This window comes from Albibacillus kandeliae (genome assembly GCF_003116585.1).
Taxonomy (GTDB): Bacteria; Pseudomonadota; Alphaproteobacteria; order Rhodobacterales; family Rhodobacteraceae; genus Albibacillus; species Albibacillus kandeliae.
Genome location: NZ_QEHM01000006.1, coordinates 122,869 through 138,379, shown reverse-complemented (window position 1 = coordinate 138,379; position 15,511 = coordinate 122,869). Strand labels below are relative to the sequence as shown.

Below are 15,511 nucleotides of genomic sequence, written 5' to 3'. Positions count from 1 at the left end.
TCAACCCAGGCGGATCACCACCTTCCCGGTCGAGCGGCGTTCGCGCAGCAATTCCCAGCCCTGTTCCACTTCGTCCAGCGGCAGGCTGTGGCTGATATGGGGCTGGAGGCGGCCCTCGTCGAACCAGCGCATCAGCGTCGCCATGCTCTCGCGCACCACGTCGGGGCGGAACTTCATGTAGCCGCCGATGTAGAAGCCGATGACGTCGAGGTTCTTGACCATCAGGTGGTTGGCCGGGATTTGCGGGACGTCCCCGCTGGCGAAGCCGATGGCGATCAGCCGGGCCTCGGGGTTGCAGGCGCGGAAGGCGGCGCGGAAGGCGTCTCCGCCGACGGCGTCATAGACCACGTCCGCCCCGCCGAGGTCGAGCACCCGCTGGCGCAGGTCTTCGCTGTCATCCACGAGGTGGTCGGCACCGGCGGCCCTGGCGATGGCGAGCTTCTCGGCCCCGCGCGCATGGGCAATCACGTTCGCGCCCATCAGCTTGCCGATCTCGACCGCCGTCAGCCCAACGCCGCCCGCCGCGCCGGTCACCAGCAGCGTCTCGCCCGGCTGCAGTCGGGCGCGGTGCGCGAGGGCCATGTGGCTGGTCCCGTAGGCGACGGGAAAGGCGGCCGCCTGCTCGAAACTCATGCCATCGGGGATGCGCGTGGCCCGGTTCGCGTCGAACACGCCTTGCTCGGCCAGACCGCCCTGACCGGCGAAAATTGCCACCCGATCGCCGATTTTCAGGGAATCGACCGACTCACCCAGGGCATTGACAACTCCGGAGATTTCCATGCCAAGTGTAAACGGTGGCGTTGGAATGTCCTGATAGTTTCCATTCTGGATCAAAAGATCCGCGAAATTGAGGCCGCAGGCGTGGATGCTCACGCGTATCTGGTGAGGCCCCGGAAGGGGTACATCTATCTGGTTGAACTGGGCTTTTTCGTTCGGAGCGGCGATCTGGTAGGCGAGCATAACGGTTCCAGCTTAACTGAAAGTTGCAGACGTGTTTCTTCGGCTGTGCCATATGAAACCATCGCAAGGCAACGGCCTGTCGCCACGGTGGCGGCACCCGGACCCCGGGACAAGGGCCAGAGCCTCGCAATCGAGACGTGAAGGAAACGAAATACAACCGCAGGAACCGCAGATGCCGGCCCAATTCGACTTTCTTGATCAATGAGTGATTTTTCCCACCCTTCCGGGAGACACGCGGCCGCGGCCGCCGATCGCCCCATGACCAAGTCCGACGAACGCCGGAGCACGCCTCCATGCGGACCCGTTCCCGTCACGTACGACCTCTGTGTGTTGTCAGTATTGTAAGGAGATAGGCATGACCCACCCCGTTGATGTGCATGTCGGAAAACGCGTAAGGCACCGCCGCTGGCTTATCGGTATGACCCAGCAGCAATTGGCAGAGCAGGTTGGAATCAAGTTCCAGCAGATCCAGAAGTACGAGACCGGTGCGAACCGCGTCAGCGCATCCCGCCTGTGGGACATCGCCGAGGCGCTGGACGTTCCCGTCGCCTTCTTCTTCGAGGGTCTGGACGATCAGGACAAGGAAACCACCACGCAGACTTCCGTGCCCGCCGACATCATGGGCGACAAGGAAGCTCTGGACCTCGTGCGTTCCTACTACGCGATCCCCGAGAACCAGCGCCGTCGCCTGTTCGAACTGGCCCGCGTCCTCAGCGACGTCGCCTGACGGCAGGCCCGAGAGGGCGCTTGCATCGACTGAAATTGGGTGGCACTTGGGGCGCATGACGTCCCCGGTGCTCTCCGATCTCGATGTGGCCAACCTGATGGCCGACGCCGCCCGCGCGGCGATCCTCCCGTATTTCCGCAGACCCGGACTCGCCGCCGAGAACAAGCTCGCAGGCGGGTTCGATCCCGTGACTGTGGCCGACCGCGCCGCCGAAGAGGCGATGCGCGCCATCCTCGCCGAACACCGGCCCGAGGACGGCGTGCATGGCGAGGAATTCGGCAAGGTCGCGGGACGCAGCGGGCGTGAATGGGTGCTCGACCCCATCGACGGGACCCGGGCCTTCATTTCCGGCACCCCCACCTGGGGCGTGCTGATCGCGCTCTCCGACGCCGGGGGGCCGCTGCTGGGCGTCATCGACCAACCCTATATCGGCGAGCGCTTTACCGGCGGCATGGGGCAGGCCGCGATGACCGGCCCGATGGGGCACGGCCCCCTTGCCGTGCGCGGCACCCGCAGCCTCGACGAGGCGATCCTGTTTACCACCTTTCCCGAAGTCGGCACCGCCGCAGAGGGCGCGGCCTTTCGCCGGGTCGCGGCGCAGGTGCGCCTGACGCGCTATGGCATGGACTGCTACGCCTATGCGCTGCTGGCCGCCGGCCAGATCGACCTGGTGATCGAGGCCGGGCTCAACGCCTATGACATCCAGGCGCCCATCGCGGTGATCGAGGCCGCCGGGGGCATCGTCACCGACTGGCAGGGCGGCCCGGCACATGGGGGCGGGCAGGTCATTGCCGCCGCCACGCCCGAGGTACACGCGGCGGCGCTGGCGCTGGTCAACGCGGCCTGACATCACCGTCAAGAGGGGTTGAGACGCGCGGGCTTCGCGTCTAATGCTTGCAGAGGCATACGTTTCTTCACCCGTTTTCCAACGTCTGCCCGACGCATCGAACATGAAATGGGTCTTTGTAGGAGCAGAGACCTCGCATGCCAGACATCCTGATCAGGAACGCCGAGTCCATTCTCACCATGGACGACGAGCGCCGGGAACTCGCCGGCGCCGACATCCTCCTGCGCGACGGGGCGGTGGCCGCCATCGGGCATGGCCTCGAGTCCACGGGCGAGATCGTCGAGGCGCGCGGCTGCGTCGTCACCCCCGGGCTGGTGAACACCCACCACCACCTCTACCAGTCGATGACCCGCGCGGTGCCGGCGGGGCAGGATGCGCTGCTGTTCAACTGGCTGCAGGCGCTCTACCCGGTCTGGGCGCGCTTCGGACCCGAGGAGATGCACGTCTCGGCCCTGACCGGGCTGGCCGAACTGGCGCTTTCGGGCTGCACGCTGACCTCGGACCACCTCTACCTCTATCCCAACGGCGCGCGGCTGGAAGACACCATCACGGCGGCGCAGGAGATCGGGATGCGGTTCCACCCGACCCGGGGCGCCATGAGCATCGGCGAGAGCAAGGGCGGTCTGCCGCCCGATGCGCTGGTCGAGGAGGAGGCGGCGATCCTCGAGGATTGCATCCGCGTGGTCGACGCCTTCCACGACGCCTCCGAAGGGTCGATGTGCCGGGTCGGCATCGCACCCTGTTCGCCCTTCTCGGTCAGCCGCGAGCTGATGCGCGACGCCGCGCTGCTGGCGCGCGACAAGGGGGTGATGCTGCACACCCACCTCGCCGAGAACGATCAGGACATCGCCTACAGCGAGCAGATGTTCGGCTGCCGCCCGGGGCAGTACGCAGAGGACCTCGGCTGGACCGGCCCCGACGTCTGGCATGCCCATTGCGTCAAGCTGGACGGGGCCGAGATCGACCTCTTCGCGCGCTCGCGCACCGGGGTCGCCCATTGCCCCTGTTCCAACTGCCGCCTCGGATCGGGCATCGCCCCGGTGCGGGCCATGCTGGATGCGGGCGTGCCCGTCGGCCTCGGTGTCGACGGCAGCGCCAGCAACGATGCCGGCAACCTCGTGGCCGAGGCGCGGCAGGCCATGCTGCTGCAGCGGGTCACGCGCGGGGCCGACGCAATGAGCGCGCGCCGGGCGCTGGAACTGGCCACGCGCGGCGGGGCCGACGTGCTCGGCCGCCCCGACTGCGGTCGGCTTGCCCTGGGCAAGCGCGCGGATGTTGCGGTGTGGGACGTCTCCGGCATCGACAGCGCGGGAAGCTGGGACAAGGCCGCGCTGCTGCTGGCCGGTCCGATGAAGGTGCGCCATCTCTTCGTCGAGGGGCGGCAGGTGGTGCGCGACGGTCACGTGACCACGCTGGACCTGCCCCGGGTGATCGAACGGCAGGACAGGCTGGCGCGGGCGCTTGCCGGGTAGGGCGAAACCCCCTTCCGCGGGCGGCGCGCGCTTGCTATGGCGCGGCGAAAAGGAGCGATCCCATGACCGATGATCCGCGGTTCCAGTCCCTGTCCCAGCTTGGCAGCGCCACCGCGCTGCCCGCCGCGCCCGAGGAGGCCGTGCTCGAACGGGTCGGGAACGGCCAGAGCGACGTTGACTATTGCGTGCGCTTCACCGCGCCGGAATTCACCTCGCTCTGCCCGATGACCGGACAGCCCGATTTCGCCCACCTCGTGATCGACTACGTCCCCGACCAGTGGCTGGTGGAAAGCAAGTCGCTCAAGCTGTTCCTCGGCTCCTTCCGCAACCACGGCGCCTTTCACGAGGACTGCACGGTGATGATCGCCCGCCGCCTCGTCGACCTGCTGGAACCGCGCTGGCTGCGCATCGGCGGCTACTGGTACCCGCGCGGCGGCATCCCGATCGACGTCTTCTACCAGACCGGCGCGGCGCCCGCCTCGGTCTGGATCCCCGACCAGGGCGTGCCGCCCTACCGGGGCCGCGGGTGAGGGCGGTCCTTGCGGGGCTGCTGCTGACGCTGGCCTCCCATGCCGGTGCCGCGCCGGTGCCCGAAGCGGCCGAACTGCTGAACCGCATCCGCGCCGCGGCCAACGTCGGCCCCGTCGCATGGTCCCCGGGCCTCGCCCAGGCCGCGCAGGCCCACGGCGACGACCTCTCGCGCAGCGGCCGTTTCTCGCACGGCGGCACCGACGGTAGTTCCGTTGGCGCGCGCGTCCGGCGCACCGGCTACGGCTTCTGCTTCGTCGCCGAGAACATCGCCAAGGGGCAGGACAGCCTCGCCGAGGTGCTGCAGGCCTGGGCCCATTCGGCCCCGCATCTGCACAACATGCTCGACCCGCGCGCCACCGAGGCGGCGGTCGCCCATGCGCCGGGCGATGTCTGGGTCATGGTGCTCGCCCGCCCGGGCTGCTGACAGCCACCTTCTTTGGGTGCCAAAAATCCCGGGGGAGGCGCGCGCAGCGCGACGGGGGCAGCGCCCCCAACACCGTCAGACGGCCTTGCGCCCCGCGATGCGCACCTCGGCGATGGCCCGGTCGTCGCCCATCATGATGGTGGCGAACAACGCCTCCCACAGCGTCTCCGCCCGCGCCGTGCGCTGGGCGATGGCGGGGGTGGAGGCGAGATCCAGCACCACGAGGTCCGCTTCCATGCCGTGGGCGATGTTGCCGATCCGGTCGCCCATGTGCAGCGCGGCCGCCGATCCGGCGGTGGCGAGCCACAGCAGCTCGGCCGCGTGCAGCGGGCGGCCGCGCAGCTGGCCGATCTCGTAGGCGGCCGCCATGGTGCGCAGCATCGAGAAGGAGGAGCCGCCGCCGGTGTCGGTGGCGAGCCCGATGCGCTGGCCCTCGGCCATCAGCCCGTTCATGTCGAAGAGGCCGGAGCCGATGAAGGTGTTCGAGGTCGGGCAGTGCACCAGCGCCGCGCCGGTCTCTCTCAACCGGTCCCGCTCGCGCGGTTCAAGGTGGATGGCATGGCCGTAGAGGCCGCGTTCGCCCAGCAGCCCGTAGGCTTCGTAGGTGTCGAGGTAGTCGCGCGCCTGCGGGTAGAGGCCCAGCACCCATTCGATCTCGTCGGTCTGTTCCGAGAGATGCGTCTGCATCAGGCAGTCCGAGTGTTCGGCCCAGAGGCTGCCGAGCGCCTCCAGCTGTTCCGGCGTCGAGGTCGGAGAGAAGCGGGGGGTGATGGCATAGTTCAGCCGGTCGACCCCGTGCCAGCGCCCGATCAGCGCGCGGCTGTCGTCATAGGCGGACTGCGCCGTGTCGCGCAGGCCCTCGGGCGCGGTGTCGCGGTCCATGCAGGTCTTGCCCGCCACGATCCGCTGGCCGCGGCGCTGGGCCTCGGAAAACAGCGCCTCGACGCTTTCGGGGTGGATGGTGCAGTAGCTGCAGACCGTGGTGGTGCCGTGGGCGGCGGTCAGGTCGAGATAGCGCGCGGCGATCGTCCCGGCGTAGGCCGGATCGGCAAAGCGCATCTCCTCGGGGAAGGTGTAGCTGTTCAGCCAGTCGATCAGCCGCTTGCCCCAGCTCGCGATGATGGCGGTCTGGGGGTAGTGGGCATGGGCATCGACGAAGCCCGCGAGGATCACCTTGTCGCCGTGGTCGACGATCTCGGCCCCGGGGTGGGCGCGGGCCAGCGCCTCGGCGCTGCCGGTGGCGAGGATCCGGCCTCCGGCGATGGCAACGGCCTCGTCCACGCGGGCGGCGCCTTCCGGGTCGCCGTCGAAGGGCGAGCGGGCAAAGCCCAGGACCTGGCCCCGGAGGATGGTGGTGCCGTTCATGTTCCGCCCTCTCGCGCTTGAAATCGACCGAGGCACCCTAGATGGTGTCGGGCCCCGGGTAAATCGCGCCATTGTCATTGTTTTGCAGTGACAGCTTCTTGGCAGGCCGGAAAGTCGGGGGATGCGCCTGCGGCGCATGCCTCCGGCGGGGATACTTGGGACCCAAAGAAGCGCTGCGCGCGGGGGCCCGTTCCGGGGCGCGGGGCGGAAAAGCGGTTTCATGTCCGCGCGTTGCACTCTAAGTTGCAGCAAGGCGCGAAGCAGAGGTGGCAATGACGGCGGACACCGAGGAACAAGAGGTCGAGGACGTCCGCGACGAGGACGCCTATTCGCTCGACCGCAAGGCGGTGGCCTCGATCCTCTATGCCGTCGACATCGACGACCGGGAGAAGCTCGTCGAGCTGATGGAGCCGCTGCACGCGGCCGACATCGCCGACCTTCTCGAACAGATCAATTCCTACGACCGGGCGCGGCTGATCCGGCTCTACGACCGCGAGTTCGACGGCGAGATCCTCTCGGAACTGGAGGAGACAGTCCGCGAGGAAGTGATCGGCATCCTGTCGCCGCAGGTGCTGGCCGAGGCGGTCCGCGAACTCGACAGCGATGACGTCGTCGACCTGGTCGAGGACCTGGAGGACGACCAGCAGGAGGCGATCCTCGGCGCGCTCGAGGATTCCGAGCGGCTGGCGGTGCAGCAGGCGCTGTCCTACCCCGACGGGTCGGCCGGGCGCCTGATGCAGCGCGAGGTGGTGATGGCGCCCGAGCACTGGAACGTGGGGCAGGCCATCGACTTCATGCGCGGCTCGGAGAGCCTGCCGGAGCAGTTCTACCACATCGTGCTGGTCGATCCGCGCCTGCACCCGGTCGGCAACGTGACGCTGGGCAAGGTCATGGCGGCGCGGCGCGAGACGCTGCTGGCGGACCTGACCGAGGAGATGTTCCGCACCATCCCGGTGGACCAGGACGAGGCGGACGTGGCCTATGCCTTCAACCAGTACCACCTGATCTCGGCCCCGGTGGTCGACGAGGAGGGGCGGCTGGTCGGGCAGATCACCATTGACGACGCCATGATCGTGCTGGACGAGGAACACGAGGAGGACATCCTGCGCCTTGCCGGTGTGGGCGAGGGCTCGCTGGCGGACCGCGTGTTCGACACCGTGAAGGGGCGCTTTCCCTGGCTCGCCGTGAACCTTGTCACCGCGATCCTCGCCTCGATGGTGATTTCGCAGTTCGACGTGGTCATCGCCCAGCTGGTGGCGCTGGCGGTGCTGATGCCGATCGTCGCCTCGATGGGGGGCAACGCGGGCACCCAGTCGCTGACCGTGGCCGTGCGCGCCATCGCCACCCGCGACCTCACCGGTTCCAACGTCTGGCGGGTGATCCGGCGGGAGGTGCTGGTGGGGCTGGCCAACGGGCTGGTCTTTGCCGTGGCCATGGGACTGATCGAGCTGATCTGGTTCGGCTCGCTCGGGCTGGCGCTGGTGATCGGCGCGGCGATGGTGATCAACCTCGTGGTGGCGGGGCTGGCCGGGACGGTGATCCCGGTGGTTCTGGAGCGGCTGAAGGTCGACCCGGCGCTGGCCTCGGGCGCCTTCGTGACGACGGTGACCGACGTGGTGGGCTTCTTCGCCTTCCTCGGCTTCGCCTCGCTGTACCTGATGTGAGCGGGCTGGAGGACATCAAGGCCGCGGCCCGCACGGCGGCCTTTGCCCGGCGCAAGGCCGCCCATGCGGCGGCAGGCGGGGCGGGGGCGGCGCATCTGTCGGAGATCCTCGCCGGGTATCGCGGCGTTGCGCTGGCCGGCTACCTGCCGATCCGCACCGAGATCGATCCGCTGCCGGCGATGGAGGAGGCTGCGGCCCACGGGCCTGTGGGGGTGCCGGTGATCCGCGCCGCCGGGCAGCCGCTGGTGTTCAGCCGCTGGGAGCCGGGCGCCGCGCTGGTGCCGGGGCCCTTCGGCGCCCATGTGCCCGCCGAGGAGGTGCTGGTCGAGCCGGAGATCCTGATCGTGCCGCTGGTGGCCTTTGACGCGAGGGGCGGGCGGCTTGGCTATGGCGGGGGCTTCTACGACCGCACGCTGCAGGGGCTGCGGGCGCGGCGCGCGGTGCTTGCCATCGGCTTTGCCTATGACGCGCAGGAGGCCGAGGCGCTGCCGCTGGAGGAGACCGACCAGCCGCTCGACATGATCGTCACCGAGAGCCGTATCCTGAGCTTCTGAACCGCCTGCGGCGGGGCGCCGTTTTGGCGCGCGCGCGCGACGGCTCTTGTCCTCGGGCAGTCCGCAGCCTAGGAGAATGGCATGAGACTGCTTTTTCTGGGCGATGTGATGGGCCGTGCCGGCCGCAGCGCGGTAAGCGAGAGGCTGCCGCGTCTGCGTGACGACTGGCGGCTGGATTTCGTTGTGGTCAATGGCGAGAACGCCTCGAACGGGATGGGGCTGAGCGGCGAACATGCCAAGGGCCTGCTCGACGCGGGGGCGGATTGCGTGACGCTGGGCGATCATGCCTTCGACCAGAAGGACATGATGCAGTTCATCGAGACCGAGCCGCGGGTGATCCGGCCGCTCAACTTTGCCAAGAACGCGCCGGGCAAGGGGCATCGCCTGTTCACCGCGAGGAACGGCAAGAAGGTGCTGGTGACGCAGGTGCTGGGGCAGGTGTTCATGAAGCGCGCCTTTGACGATCCCTTCTCGGCCATCGAGACGGTGCTGAAGGCCCATCCGCTGGGCGGGCAGGCGGCGGCGATCCTTGTCGACGTGCATTGCGAGGCGACCAGCGAGAAGATGGCAATGGGCCATTTCTGCGATGGCCGCGCGAGCCTTGTGGTCGGCACCCATACCCACGTGCCGACGGCGGATGCGCAGGTGCTGCCGGGCGGGACCGGCTACCTGACCGACGCGGGCATGTGCGGCGACTACGACTCGGTCATCGGCATGGACAAGGCCGAGCCGATGCGCCGCTTCATCACGGGCATGCCCAAGGCGCGGTTCACCCCGGCGCTGGGCGAGGCGACGCTGTCGGGCGTCTTCGTCGAGACCGACGACAGGAGTGGCAAGGCCACGCGCGTCGCCATGGTCCGCGTGGGCGGGCGGCTGGAATCGGCGGCGCCATGACCCGGCGCGAGATCGCCTTCTTCACCGGCGTTCTGGTTCTGCTCGGGATGGGCTGGGGCCTGACCCAGCCGCTGACGAAGGTGGCAGTGAGCACCGGCTACCAGCCGTTCGGACTGATCTTCTGGCAACTGGCCATCGGCGCCATCGTCCTGAGCGTCGTCGCCGTGATCCGGCGCCGCCGCCTGACGCTGACCCTTCCGGCGCTGAAGGTCTATCTTGCCATCGCGCTGCTGGGCACGCTGCTGCCCAATGCCGCCTCCTACAAGGCCATCGCGCATCTGCCCTCGGGGGTGGTCTCGGTGCTGATCTCGCTGGTGCCGATGATGAGCTTTCCGATGGCGCTGGCCCTCGGGCTGGAGCGGTTCAGCCCGCGCCGCCTGCTGGGGCTCTCCGCTGGTCTTGGCGGGGTGATGCTGCTGGTGCTGCCCGATGCCAGCCTTCCGGATGTGGCCATGCTGGCCTGGGTCCCGATGGGGCTGGTCGCGCCGCTGCTTTATGCCTGCGAGGGCAACTACGTGGCCCGCTGGGGCACTGCCGGGCTCGACGCGGTGGAGGTGCTGCATGGCGCCTCGCTGCTGGGGGCGGCGATCGCGCTGCCGCTGGCGCTGGGAACGGGCCAGTTCATCACGCCGCTGCAGAGCTATGGCCCGGCCGAACTCGCGCTGGTGCTGGCCTCGCTGGTGCATGTCGGCGTCTACTGCGTCTACGTCTGGCTGGTGGGGCGGACCGGGCCGGTCTTTGCCCTGCAGGTGGGCTACAGCGTCACCGCCTTCGGGGTGCTCTGGGCGCTGCTCCTGCTGCAGGAAACCTACTCGCCCTATTTCTGGGCGGCGATGGGGCTGATCCTGTTCGGGGTCCTGCTGGTCCAGCCGCGCCGGAACGAGGCGGTTGCCGAGGTCCCGCCAATCGGTGAAACTGGCGTCTGACCGGCGTCGCGCACATGAACTCCCTGAGAGCAAATACCTGAATGGAATTATTCGCCCTTTCCCAGACGGCCGGTGCGTTCCTGGCCCTGGCGATCGTCGTGGCCATGTTCGCCCTGTTCCTGCGCGAAACCTTTCCGACCGAGGTCGTGGCTATCGCCGGCGTGGCGCTGATGCTGATCTGCGGGGTGCTGCCCTACAAGGACGGGCTGGAGGTGCTGTCGAACCCGGCGCCCTGGACCATCGCGGCGATGTTCATCATCATGGGGGCGCTGGTGCGGACGGGGGCGCTGGACGTGCTGACCCGCTTTGCCGAGCGCTATGCGCGGACCCATCCCAAGATCGCCGTGATGTCGGTCATCGCCATGGTCATGGCGGGCTCGGCGGTGATGAACAACACGCCCGTCGTGGTGGTGATGATCCCGGTCTTCGTCCAGCTGTCCAAGGCGCTCGACACCAAGGCGTCGAAGCTGCTGATCCCGCTGAGCTACGCGGCCATCATGGGCGGTTCGCTGACGCTGATCGGCACCTCGACCAACCTGCTGGTGGACGGCGTGGCCCGGACCAAGGGGCTGGAGCCCTTCGGCATTCTCGAGATCCTGCCCATCGGCCTTGTGGTCTGTGTCTGGGGTCTGATCTACATGGCGATCTTCGCGCCGCGCCTGCTGCCGGATCGCGACAGCATGGCCAACATGCTCTCTGACCGGTCGAAGATGAAGTTCTTTACCGAGGCGGTGATCCCGCCAGACAGCAACCTGATCGGGCGCGAGGTGCTGGGGGTGCAGCTGTTCAAGCGCGACGGAGTGCGGCTGATCGACGTGATCCGGGGCGATGTCTCGCTGCGGCGCAACCTTCAGGGTGTCACCCTTCAGGTCGGTGACCGGGTGGTGCTGCGAACCCGGATGACCGAGTTGCTGAGCCTGCAGAACAACAAGGAACTGAAGCGGGTCGACCAGGTTTCGGCGGTCGAGACCACGACGGTCGAGGTGCTGATCACACCGGGCTGCAAGATGGTGGGCCGGGCGCTGGGCGGGATGCGCCTGCGCCGTCGCTATGGGGTCTACGTCCTTGCGGTACACCGGCGGAACCAGAACATCGGGCGCCAGCTAGATGACCTCGTGGTGCGGGTCGGCGACACGCTGCTGCTGGAAGGCGCGCCGGCGGACATCCAGCGACTGGCGACCGAGATGGAGATGGTGGACGTGACCCAGCCCTCGGCCCGGGCTTATCGCCGTGGCCACGCGCCCATCGCCATCGTCGCCCTGGCCGGGATCGTGGTGCTGGCGGCGCTGAACGTCGCGCCGATCCTGCTGCTGGCGGTCATCGCCGTGGCGGTCGTTCTGGTCACCGGCTGCATCGACGCCGACGAGGCGTTTTCCTTTGTCGACGGCCGGTTGCTTGCGCTGATCTTCGGGATGCTCGCCGTGGGTGCGGGGCTGGAACATACCGGCGCCGTGGCGCTGGTGGTGGACAGCGTGGTGCCCGGACTGCAGAACCTGCCGCCCGCGCTGGTGGTCTTCGTGGTCTTCCTGATGACCACCACGCTGACCGAGATCGTGTCGAACAACGCGGTTGCGGTGATCATGACGCCGCTGGCCATCGGACTGGCGCAGGCGCTGGGGCTCGATCCGCGCCCGCTGGTGGTGGCGGTGATGATCGCGGCCTCCTGCGCCTTTGCCACGCCGATCGGCTACCAGACCAACACGCTGGTCTATGGCCCCGGCGGCTATCGCTTCTCGGACTTCCTGCGCATCGGGATCCCGCTGAACCTGTCGATGTCGGTGCTGGTCTCGGCGGTCATTCCGCTGATCTGGCCGCTCTGACAGCAGGATTTGCGCAACATTTCACGCAAGAATCCGCCGCCCGGTTCGCTCCGGACGCGCTGTCGTTGACAGTCCCCGGTCCCCTCGCTCTTCTGGCGTGCGGGGGAGATCGAGGAGCACTGACCATGTCAGGGAAGACGAGCCAAACATTCGCGGTTCTGGTTGCCGCGGCGCTGAGCACAGCGCCGGTGGCACTGGCCGCAACAGCCATCTTCGCAACCCCGAATGCCGCCCTTGCCAAGGGTGAAGGCGGCGGCAATGGAGGCGGCGGCGGCGGTGGAAACGGCGGCGGCGGCGGTAATGGCGGCGGCGGCGGCAACGGTGGCGGTAACGGCAACGGTGGCGGTAACGGCAACGGAAATGGCGGCGGCAATGGCCACGGTGGTGGCAATGGCAACGGCAACGGGAACGCGGGCGGCAATGCAAATGCCTCGGGCCATGCCGGCGGTGCCTCGACGACGGGCCCCGGCAAGTCGTCCAGCGCCAAGGGTCACAGCGCGGTCGCCACTGCGAACACGGCCTCCAAATCCAAGAGCAAGTCGGCCAACCGGGGCGCCATCGCGAGCAACCTCAAGGGGCTGAACGCGGCCCATGCCAGCGCCAACGCGATGGCGCACGCGGCCCCGAACAGCCGGGTCGGCCGGGTCGCCACCTATGCGCAGACGGTTCAGACCATCGACAGCCTGCGCACGCAGCTGACGGTGCTGGAGGCGCTGGTGGACGAGACCGTTCCGACCACCGAACAGTTCGTCGACGAGAACATCACCGACGAGAGCCAGCTGAGCCCGGAAGACATCGCCGCGGCCATCGACGCGCTGGACCCGGAATCGCAGACCTACAAGGACGACGTGGACGCCATCGCGGCGGCGATCACCGGGCTCGACCCGGAGGACCCGGCCAATGCCGGGGCGCTGGCCGCCATGGCCGACAGCATCGACTCGACGGTGACGGCGCAGGACGAGCAGGCCGGTATCACCGAGGACATCGCGGCGCTGGAGGGCCAGATCACGACCAGCCAGAACGACCAGCTGGCAGCGCTGGCCGACGCCTTTGCGCCCCATGACATCGAGGACCTCTCCGAGGAGTCGCTGGGCGCCCTGCACGGCATGCTGGGGTTGAGCCCGGAAAGCGTGCCGGATGTCACCGCGGCGGTGTCGACCGTCGAGGACGTGAGCGAAGACGAGGTTGCCGAGACCGAGTAATCCCCCCACCCGGTCTTGCGGAACGGGGCCGCACGGCCGGGCGGCCCCGCTTTCGTTTCAGGGGGCAGGGCATGACAGGGTGAGGGGCCAGCCCCTCACACTCCCCGGGATATTTGCAACCCAAAGAAGCCCTGGGCGGACCGCTCAGGCGATGCTGTCCGACCGCCCGGCGTTGCGCCCGGAGAAGATGCAGCCGCCGAGGAAGGTGCCCTCGAGCGCGTTGTAGCCGTGGTAGCCGCCGCCGCCGAAACCCGCCACCTCGCCCGCGGCGAAGAGGCCCGGGACCCGCTGGCCGTCGGCGCCGATCATGGCGCTGTCGAGATCGGTCTGCAGCCCGCCCAGCGTCTTGCGTGTCAGGATGTTAAGGCGGACGGCGATCAGCGGGCCGTTGGCGGGATCGAGGAAGCGGTGCGGTTTCGCGGTGCGGATCAGCTTGTCGCCCCGGTAGTTGCGCGCCGCGTGGATCGCCATCAGCTGCGCGTCCTTGGTGAAGGGATTGTCGACCTGCGCGTCGCGCGCCGCGATCTGGGCGTGGAGGCGCGCCGGGTCGAGCAGCGCCTCGCCCGTCATCGCGTTCATGCCCTTGACCAGTTCGGCGAGGCTGTCGGCGACGACGAAATCCTCGCCATGGGTCTTGAAGGCTTCGACCGGGGCGGGGGCCTTGCTGCCGGTGAGGACGCGGCCGGTCAGCACCTCCTTCCACTTCTTCGAGGTGAAATCGGGGTTCTGCTCGGAGCCGGAGAGGGCGAATTCCTTCTTGATCACCTTCTGGGTCAGGATGAACCAGCTGTAATCGTACCCTGTCGAGAGGATCTCCTTGAGGGTGCCGAGGGTGTCGAAGCCGGGCAGGCAGGGCGGGGGCAGGCGGCGGCCCGTCGCGTCGAACCAGAGCGAGGAGGGGCCGGGCAGGATGCGGATGCCGTGGGCAGGCCAGATCGGATCCCAGTTGGTGACGCCCTCGGTATAGTGCCACATGCGGTCGCGGTTGATCACGTGGCCGCCAGCCTCTTCGCTGATCGCGATCATCCGGCCGTCGACATGGGCGGGCACCCCGGCGATCATCTTCCGGGGCGGCTGGCCAAGGCGCTCGACCGGCCAGGACTTGCGCACCAGTTCGAAGTTGCCGCCGATGCCGCCGGAGCTGACGATGACGGAGGGGGCGCGGTACTCGAAATCGCCCACCGCGTCGCGGTTCGAGGATTGCCCGCGCAGGACGCTGTCCTCGGCCAGCCGGGTCCCGGCGACCCCCCTGGCGGCGCCGTTCTCCATGACGATCCGGTCGACCCGGTGGCGCATCTTGAGGGTGATGCGCCCGGCGGCGACATGGTCGCGCACGCGGGCCTCGAAGGGCTCCACCACGCCCGGTCCGGTGCCCCATGTGATGTGAAAGCGCGGCACCGAGTTGCCGTGGCCGTCGGCATAGGAGCCGCCGCGCTCGGCCCAGCCGACCACGGGGAACCAGCGCAGGCCCATGCCGTGCAGCCAGGGCCGCATCTCGGTCGCGGCGAAATCGACATAGGCCTCGGCCCATTTTCGCGGCAGCTCGTCCTCGGGGCGGTCGAACTGCGCCGAGCCCATCCAGTCGAGCAGCGCGAGGTCGCGACTGTCCTTCACGCCCATGCGGCGCTGTTCGGGGGTATCGACCATGAACAGCCCGCCGAGGGACCAGAAGGCCTGCCCGCCGAGGTTCTGCTCGCCCTCCTGGTCGAGGAGGAGCACGGTCTTGCCCCGGTCCCCCAATTCCGCCGCCGCCGCGAGCCCGGCCAGGCCGGCGCCCACGATGATCACATCCGCGCTGTCTGTCATCTCTGTCCTCCCCTTGGGCAAAGCCTAGGGCAAAGGCGGCGGTGCAGGCAATCGTGACGCGAGGGCGGGTTTCAGGCGGGGGCCGCCTGAGGCGCGCTCAGTTGCCCCGGTTGTGGGTGCGCGCGTACATGCCCGCGATCATGGTGCTGGCGGTCTTCTCGAACAGGCAGGGGATCACCGCGTGGATGGCGGCGGCGCAGCCGGCGGCGAAGAGGCGCAGGGCAAAGCCCCCGGCGAAACGGGCGTGTTCGAGGTAGGTTTCCTCGACGCTGCGGGGATGGTCGAGAAAGACGCGGTCGATCATGGCAGGGCTCCTGCG

Annotated in this window: 15 protein-coding genes; 11 read left to right on the top strand and 4 right to left on the bottom strand. The window is 68.5% G+C overall.

Annotated features, from left to right (window positions below; all coding sequences use genetic code 11):
* Window positions 1–960 (bottom strand): NADPH:quinone oxidoreductase family protein, encoded by a 960-nt coding sequence (locus tag DDT93_RS14015; RefSeq protein WP_109466476.1) that lies wholly within the window; start codon window positions 958–960, stop codon window positions 1–3.
* 355 nt (window positions 961–1,315) lie between these two features.
* On the opposite strand from DDT93_RS14015, the gene DDT93_RS14010 reads away from it, so the two are divergent.
* The 5 genes from DDT93_RS14010 to DDT93_RS13990 all read left to right on the top strand — a co-directional run bounded on the left by DDT93_RS14010 (window position 1,316) and on the right by DDT93_RS13990 (window position 4,961).
* A complete protein-coding gene (locus tag DDT93_RS14010) occupies window positions 1,316–1,687 on the top strand; it encodes a helix-turn-helix domain-containing protein (protein ID WP_109466475.1) in 372 nt (123 codons plus the stop codon).
* Window positions 1,688–1,742: 55 nt separating this feature from the next.
* The gene (hisN, locus tag DDT93_RS14005; RefSeq protein ID WP_109466474.1) at window positions 1,743–2,534 is read left to right on the top strand and encodes a histidinol-phosphatase; all 792 of its coding nucleotides are present in this window, start codon (window positions 1,743–1,745) and stop codon (window positions 2,532–2,534) included.
* Window positions 2,535–2,671: 137 nt separating this feature from the next.
* A complete protein-coding gene (locus DDT93_RS14000) occupies window positions 2,672–4,006 on the top strand; it encodes an 8-oxoguanine deaminase (protein ID WP_109466473.1) in 1,335 nt (444 codons plus the stop codon).
* 62 nt (window positions 4,007–4,068) lie between these two features.
* Window positions 4,069–4,536 carry a preQ(1) synthase gene (gene queF, locus DDT93_RS13995; RefSeq protein WP_109466472.1) on the top strand — a complete coding sequence of 156 codons (468 nt, stop codon included), beginning with the start codon at window positions 4,069–4,071 and terminating at the stop codon, window positions 4,534–4,536.
* Window positions 4,533–4,961 (top strand): CAP domain-containing protein, encoded by a 429-nt coding sequence (locus DDT93_RS13990; protein WP_232825460.1) that lies wholly within the window; start codon window positions 4,533–4,535, stop codon window positions 4,959–4,961. Before queF ends, DDT93_RS13990 begins: the two co-directional genes overlap by 4 nt.
* A 75-nt stretch (window positions 4,962–5,036) precedes the next feature.
* On the opposite strand, the gene guaD is transcribed toward DDT93_RS13990, so the two are convergent.
* The gene (gene guaD / locus DDT93_RS13985; protein ID WP_109466471.1) at window positions 5,037–6,326 is read right to left on the bottom strand and encodes a guanine deaminase; all 1,290 of its coding nucleotides are present in this window, start codon (window positions 6,324–6,326) and stop codon (window positions 5,037–5,039) included.
* Between the two features lie 272 nt (window positions 6,327–6,598).
* Here guaD and mgtE point away from each other — a divergent pair, with 272 nt between their 5' ends.
* From mgtE to DDT93_RS13955, 6 genes are all read left to right on the top strand, one after another.
* On the top strand, window positions 6,599–7,990 hold the full coding sequence (gene mgtE / locus DDT93_RS13980) for a magnesium transporter (RefSeq protein WP_109466470.1): 1,392 nt from the start codon (window positions 6,599–6,601) through the stop codon (window positions 7,988–7,990).
* Window positions 7,987–8,544, top strand: coding sequence for a 5-formyltetrahydrofolate cyclo-ligase (locus tag DDT93_RS13975; protein ID WP_109466469.1), 558 nt, complete (start codon window positions 7,987–7,989; stop codon window positions 8,542–8,544). The genes mgtE and DDT93_RS13975 overlap by 4 nt, the downstream gene beginning before the upstream one ends.
* Before the next feature lie 81 nt (window positions 8,545–8,625).
* The gene (locus DDT93_RS13970) at window positions 8,626–9,438 is read left to right on the top strand and encodes a TIGR00282 family metallophosphoesterase (RefSeq protein WP_109466468.1); all 813 of its coding nucleotides are present in this window, start codon (window positions 8,626–8,628) and stop codon (window positions 9,436–9,438) included.
* Window positions 9,435–10,364, top strand: a complete 930-nt coding sequence (locus DDT93_RS13965) for a DMT family transporter (RefSeq protein ID WP_109466467.1) — start codon at window positions 9,435–9,437, stop codon at window positions 10,362–10,364. The genes DDT93_RS13970 and DDT93_RS13965 overlap by 4 nt, the downstream gene beginning before the upstream one ends.
* Before the next feature lie 41 nt (window positions 10,365–10,405).
* Window positions 10,406–12,184, top strand: coding sequence for an SLC13 family permease (locus tag DDT93_RS13960; protein ID WP_109466466.1), 1,779 nt, complete (start codon window positions 10,406–10,408; stop codon window positions 12,182–12,184).
* A 125-nt stretch (window positions 12,185–12,309) separates the two neighbouring features.
* Window positions 12,310–13,386: a hypothetical protein gene (locus DDT93_RS13955; RefSeq protein WP_109466465.1), complete on the top strand. Its 1,077-nt coding sequence runs from the start codon at window positions 12,310–12,312 to the stop codon at window positions 13,384–13,386.
* A gap of 144 nt (window positions 13,387–13,530) precedes the next feature.
* Here the strand turns inward: DDT93_RS13955 and DDT93_RS13950 are convergent, their stop codons facing one another.
* Together DDT93_RS13950 and DDT93_RS13945 are read right to left on the bottom strand one after the other, a co-directional pair.
* Entirely contained in the window at window positions 13,531–15,192 is a 1,662-nt protein-coding gene (locus tag DDT93_RS13950) for an FAD-binding dehydrogenase (RefSeq protein ID WP_109466464.1), read from the bottom strand.
* Between the two features lie 97 nt (window positions 15,193–15,289).
* Entirely contained in the window at window positions 15,290–15,496 is a 207-nt protein-coding gene (locus tag DDT93_RS13945) for a DUF6356 family protein (protein ID WP_109466463.1), read from the bottom strand.
* Window positions 15,497–15,511 lie beyond the last annotated feature (15 nt).

What these genes read in the sequence shown, in the direction of transcription:
- DDT93_RS14015 (WP_109466476.1), bottom strand. Translation starts at nt 960, where the DNA reads ATGCTCGCCTACCAGATCGCCGCTCCGAACGAAAAAGCCCAGTTCAAC.
- DDT93_RS14010 (WP_109466475.1), top strand. Translation starts at nt 1,316, where the DNA reads ATGACCCACCCCGTTGATGTGCATGTCGGAAAACGCGTAAGGCACCGC.
- hisN (WP_109466474.1), top strand. Translation starts at nt 1,743, where the DNA reads ATGACGTCCCCGGTGCTCTCCGATCTCGATGTGGCCAACCTGATGGCC.
- DDT93_RS14000 (WP_109466473.1), top strand. Translation starts at nt 2,672, where the DNA reads ATGCCAGACATCCTGATCAGGAACGCCGAGTCCATTCTCACCATGGAC.
- queF (WP_109466472.1), top strand. Translation starts at nt 4,069, where the DNA reads ATGACCGATGATCCGCGGTTCCAGTCCCTGTCCCAGCTTGGCAGCGCC.
- guaD (WP_109466471.1), bottom strand. Translation starts at nt 6,326, where the DNA reads ATGAACGGCACCACCATCCTCCGGGGCCAGGTCCTGGGCTTTGCCCGC.
- mgtE (WP_109466470.1), top strand. Translation starts at nt 6,599, where the DNA reads ATGACGGCGGACACCGAGGAACAAGAGGTCGAGGACGTCCGCGACGAG.
- DDT93_RS13970 (WP_109466468.1), top strand. Translation starts at nt 8,626, where the DNA reads ATGAGACTGCTTTTTCTGGGCGATGTGATGGGCCGTGCCGGCCGCAGC.
- DDT93_RS13965 (WP_109466467.1), top strand. Translation starts at nt 9,435, where the DNA reads ATGACCCGGCGCGAGATCGCCTTCTTCACCGGCGTTCTGGTTCTGCTC.
- DDT93_RS13960 (WP_109466466.1), top strand. Translation starts at nt 10,406, where the DNA reads ATGGAATTATTCGCCCTTTCCCAGACGGCCGGTGCGTTCCTGGCCCTG.
- DDT93_RS13955 (WP_109466465.1), top strand. Translation starts at nt 12,310, where the DNA reads ATGTCAGGGAAGACGAGCCAAACATTCGCGGTTCTGGTTGCCGCGGCG.
- DDT93_RS13950 (WP_109466464.1), bottom strand. Translation starts at nt 15,192, where the DNA reads ATGACAGACAGCGCGGATGTGATCATCGTGGGCGCCGGCCTGGCCGGG.
- DDT93_RS13945 (WP_109466463.1), bottom strand. Translation starts at nt 15,496, where the DNA reads ATGATCGACCGCGTCTTTCTCGACCATCCCCGCAGCGTCGAGGAAACC.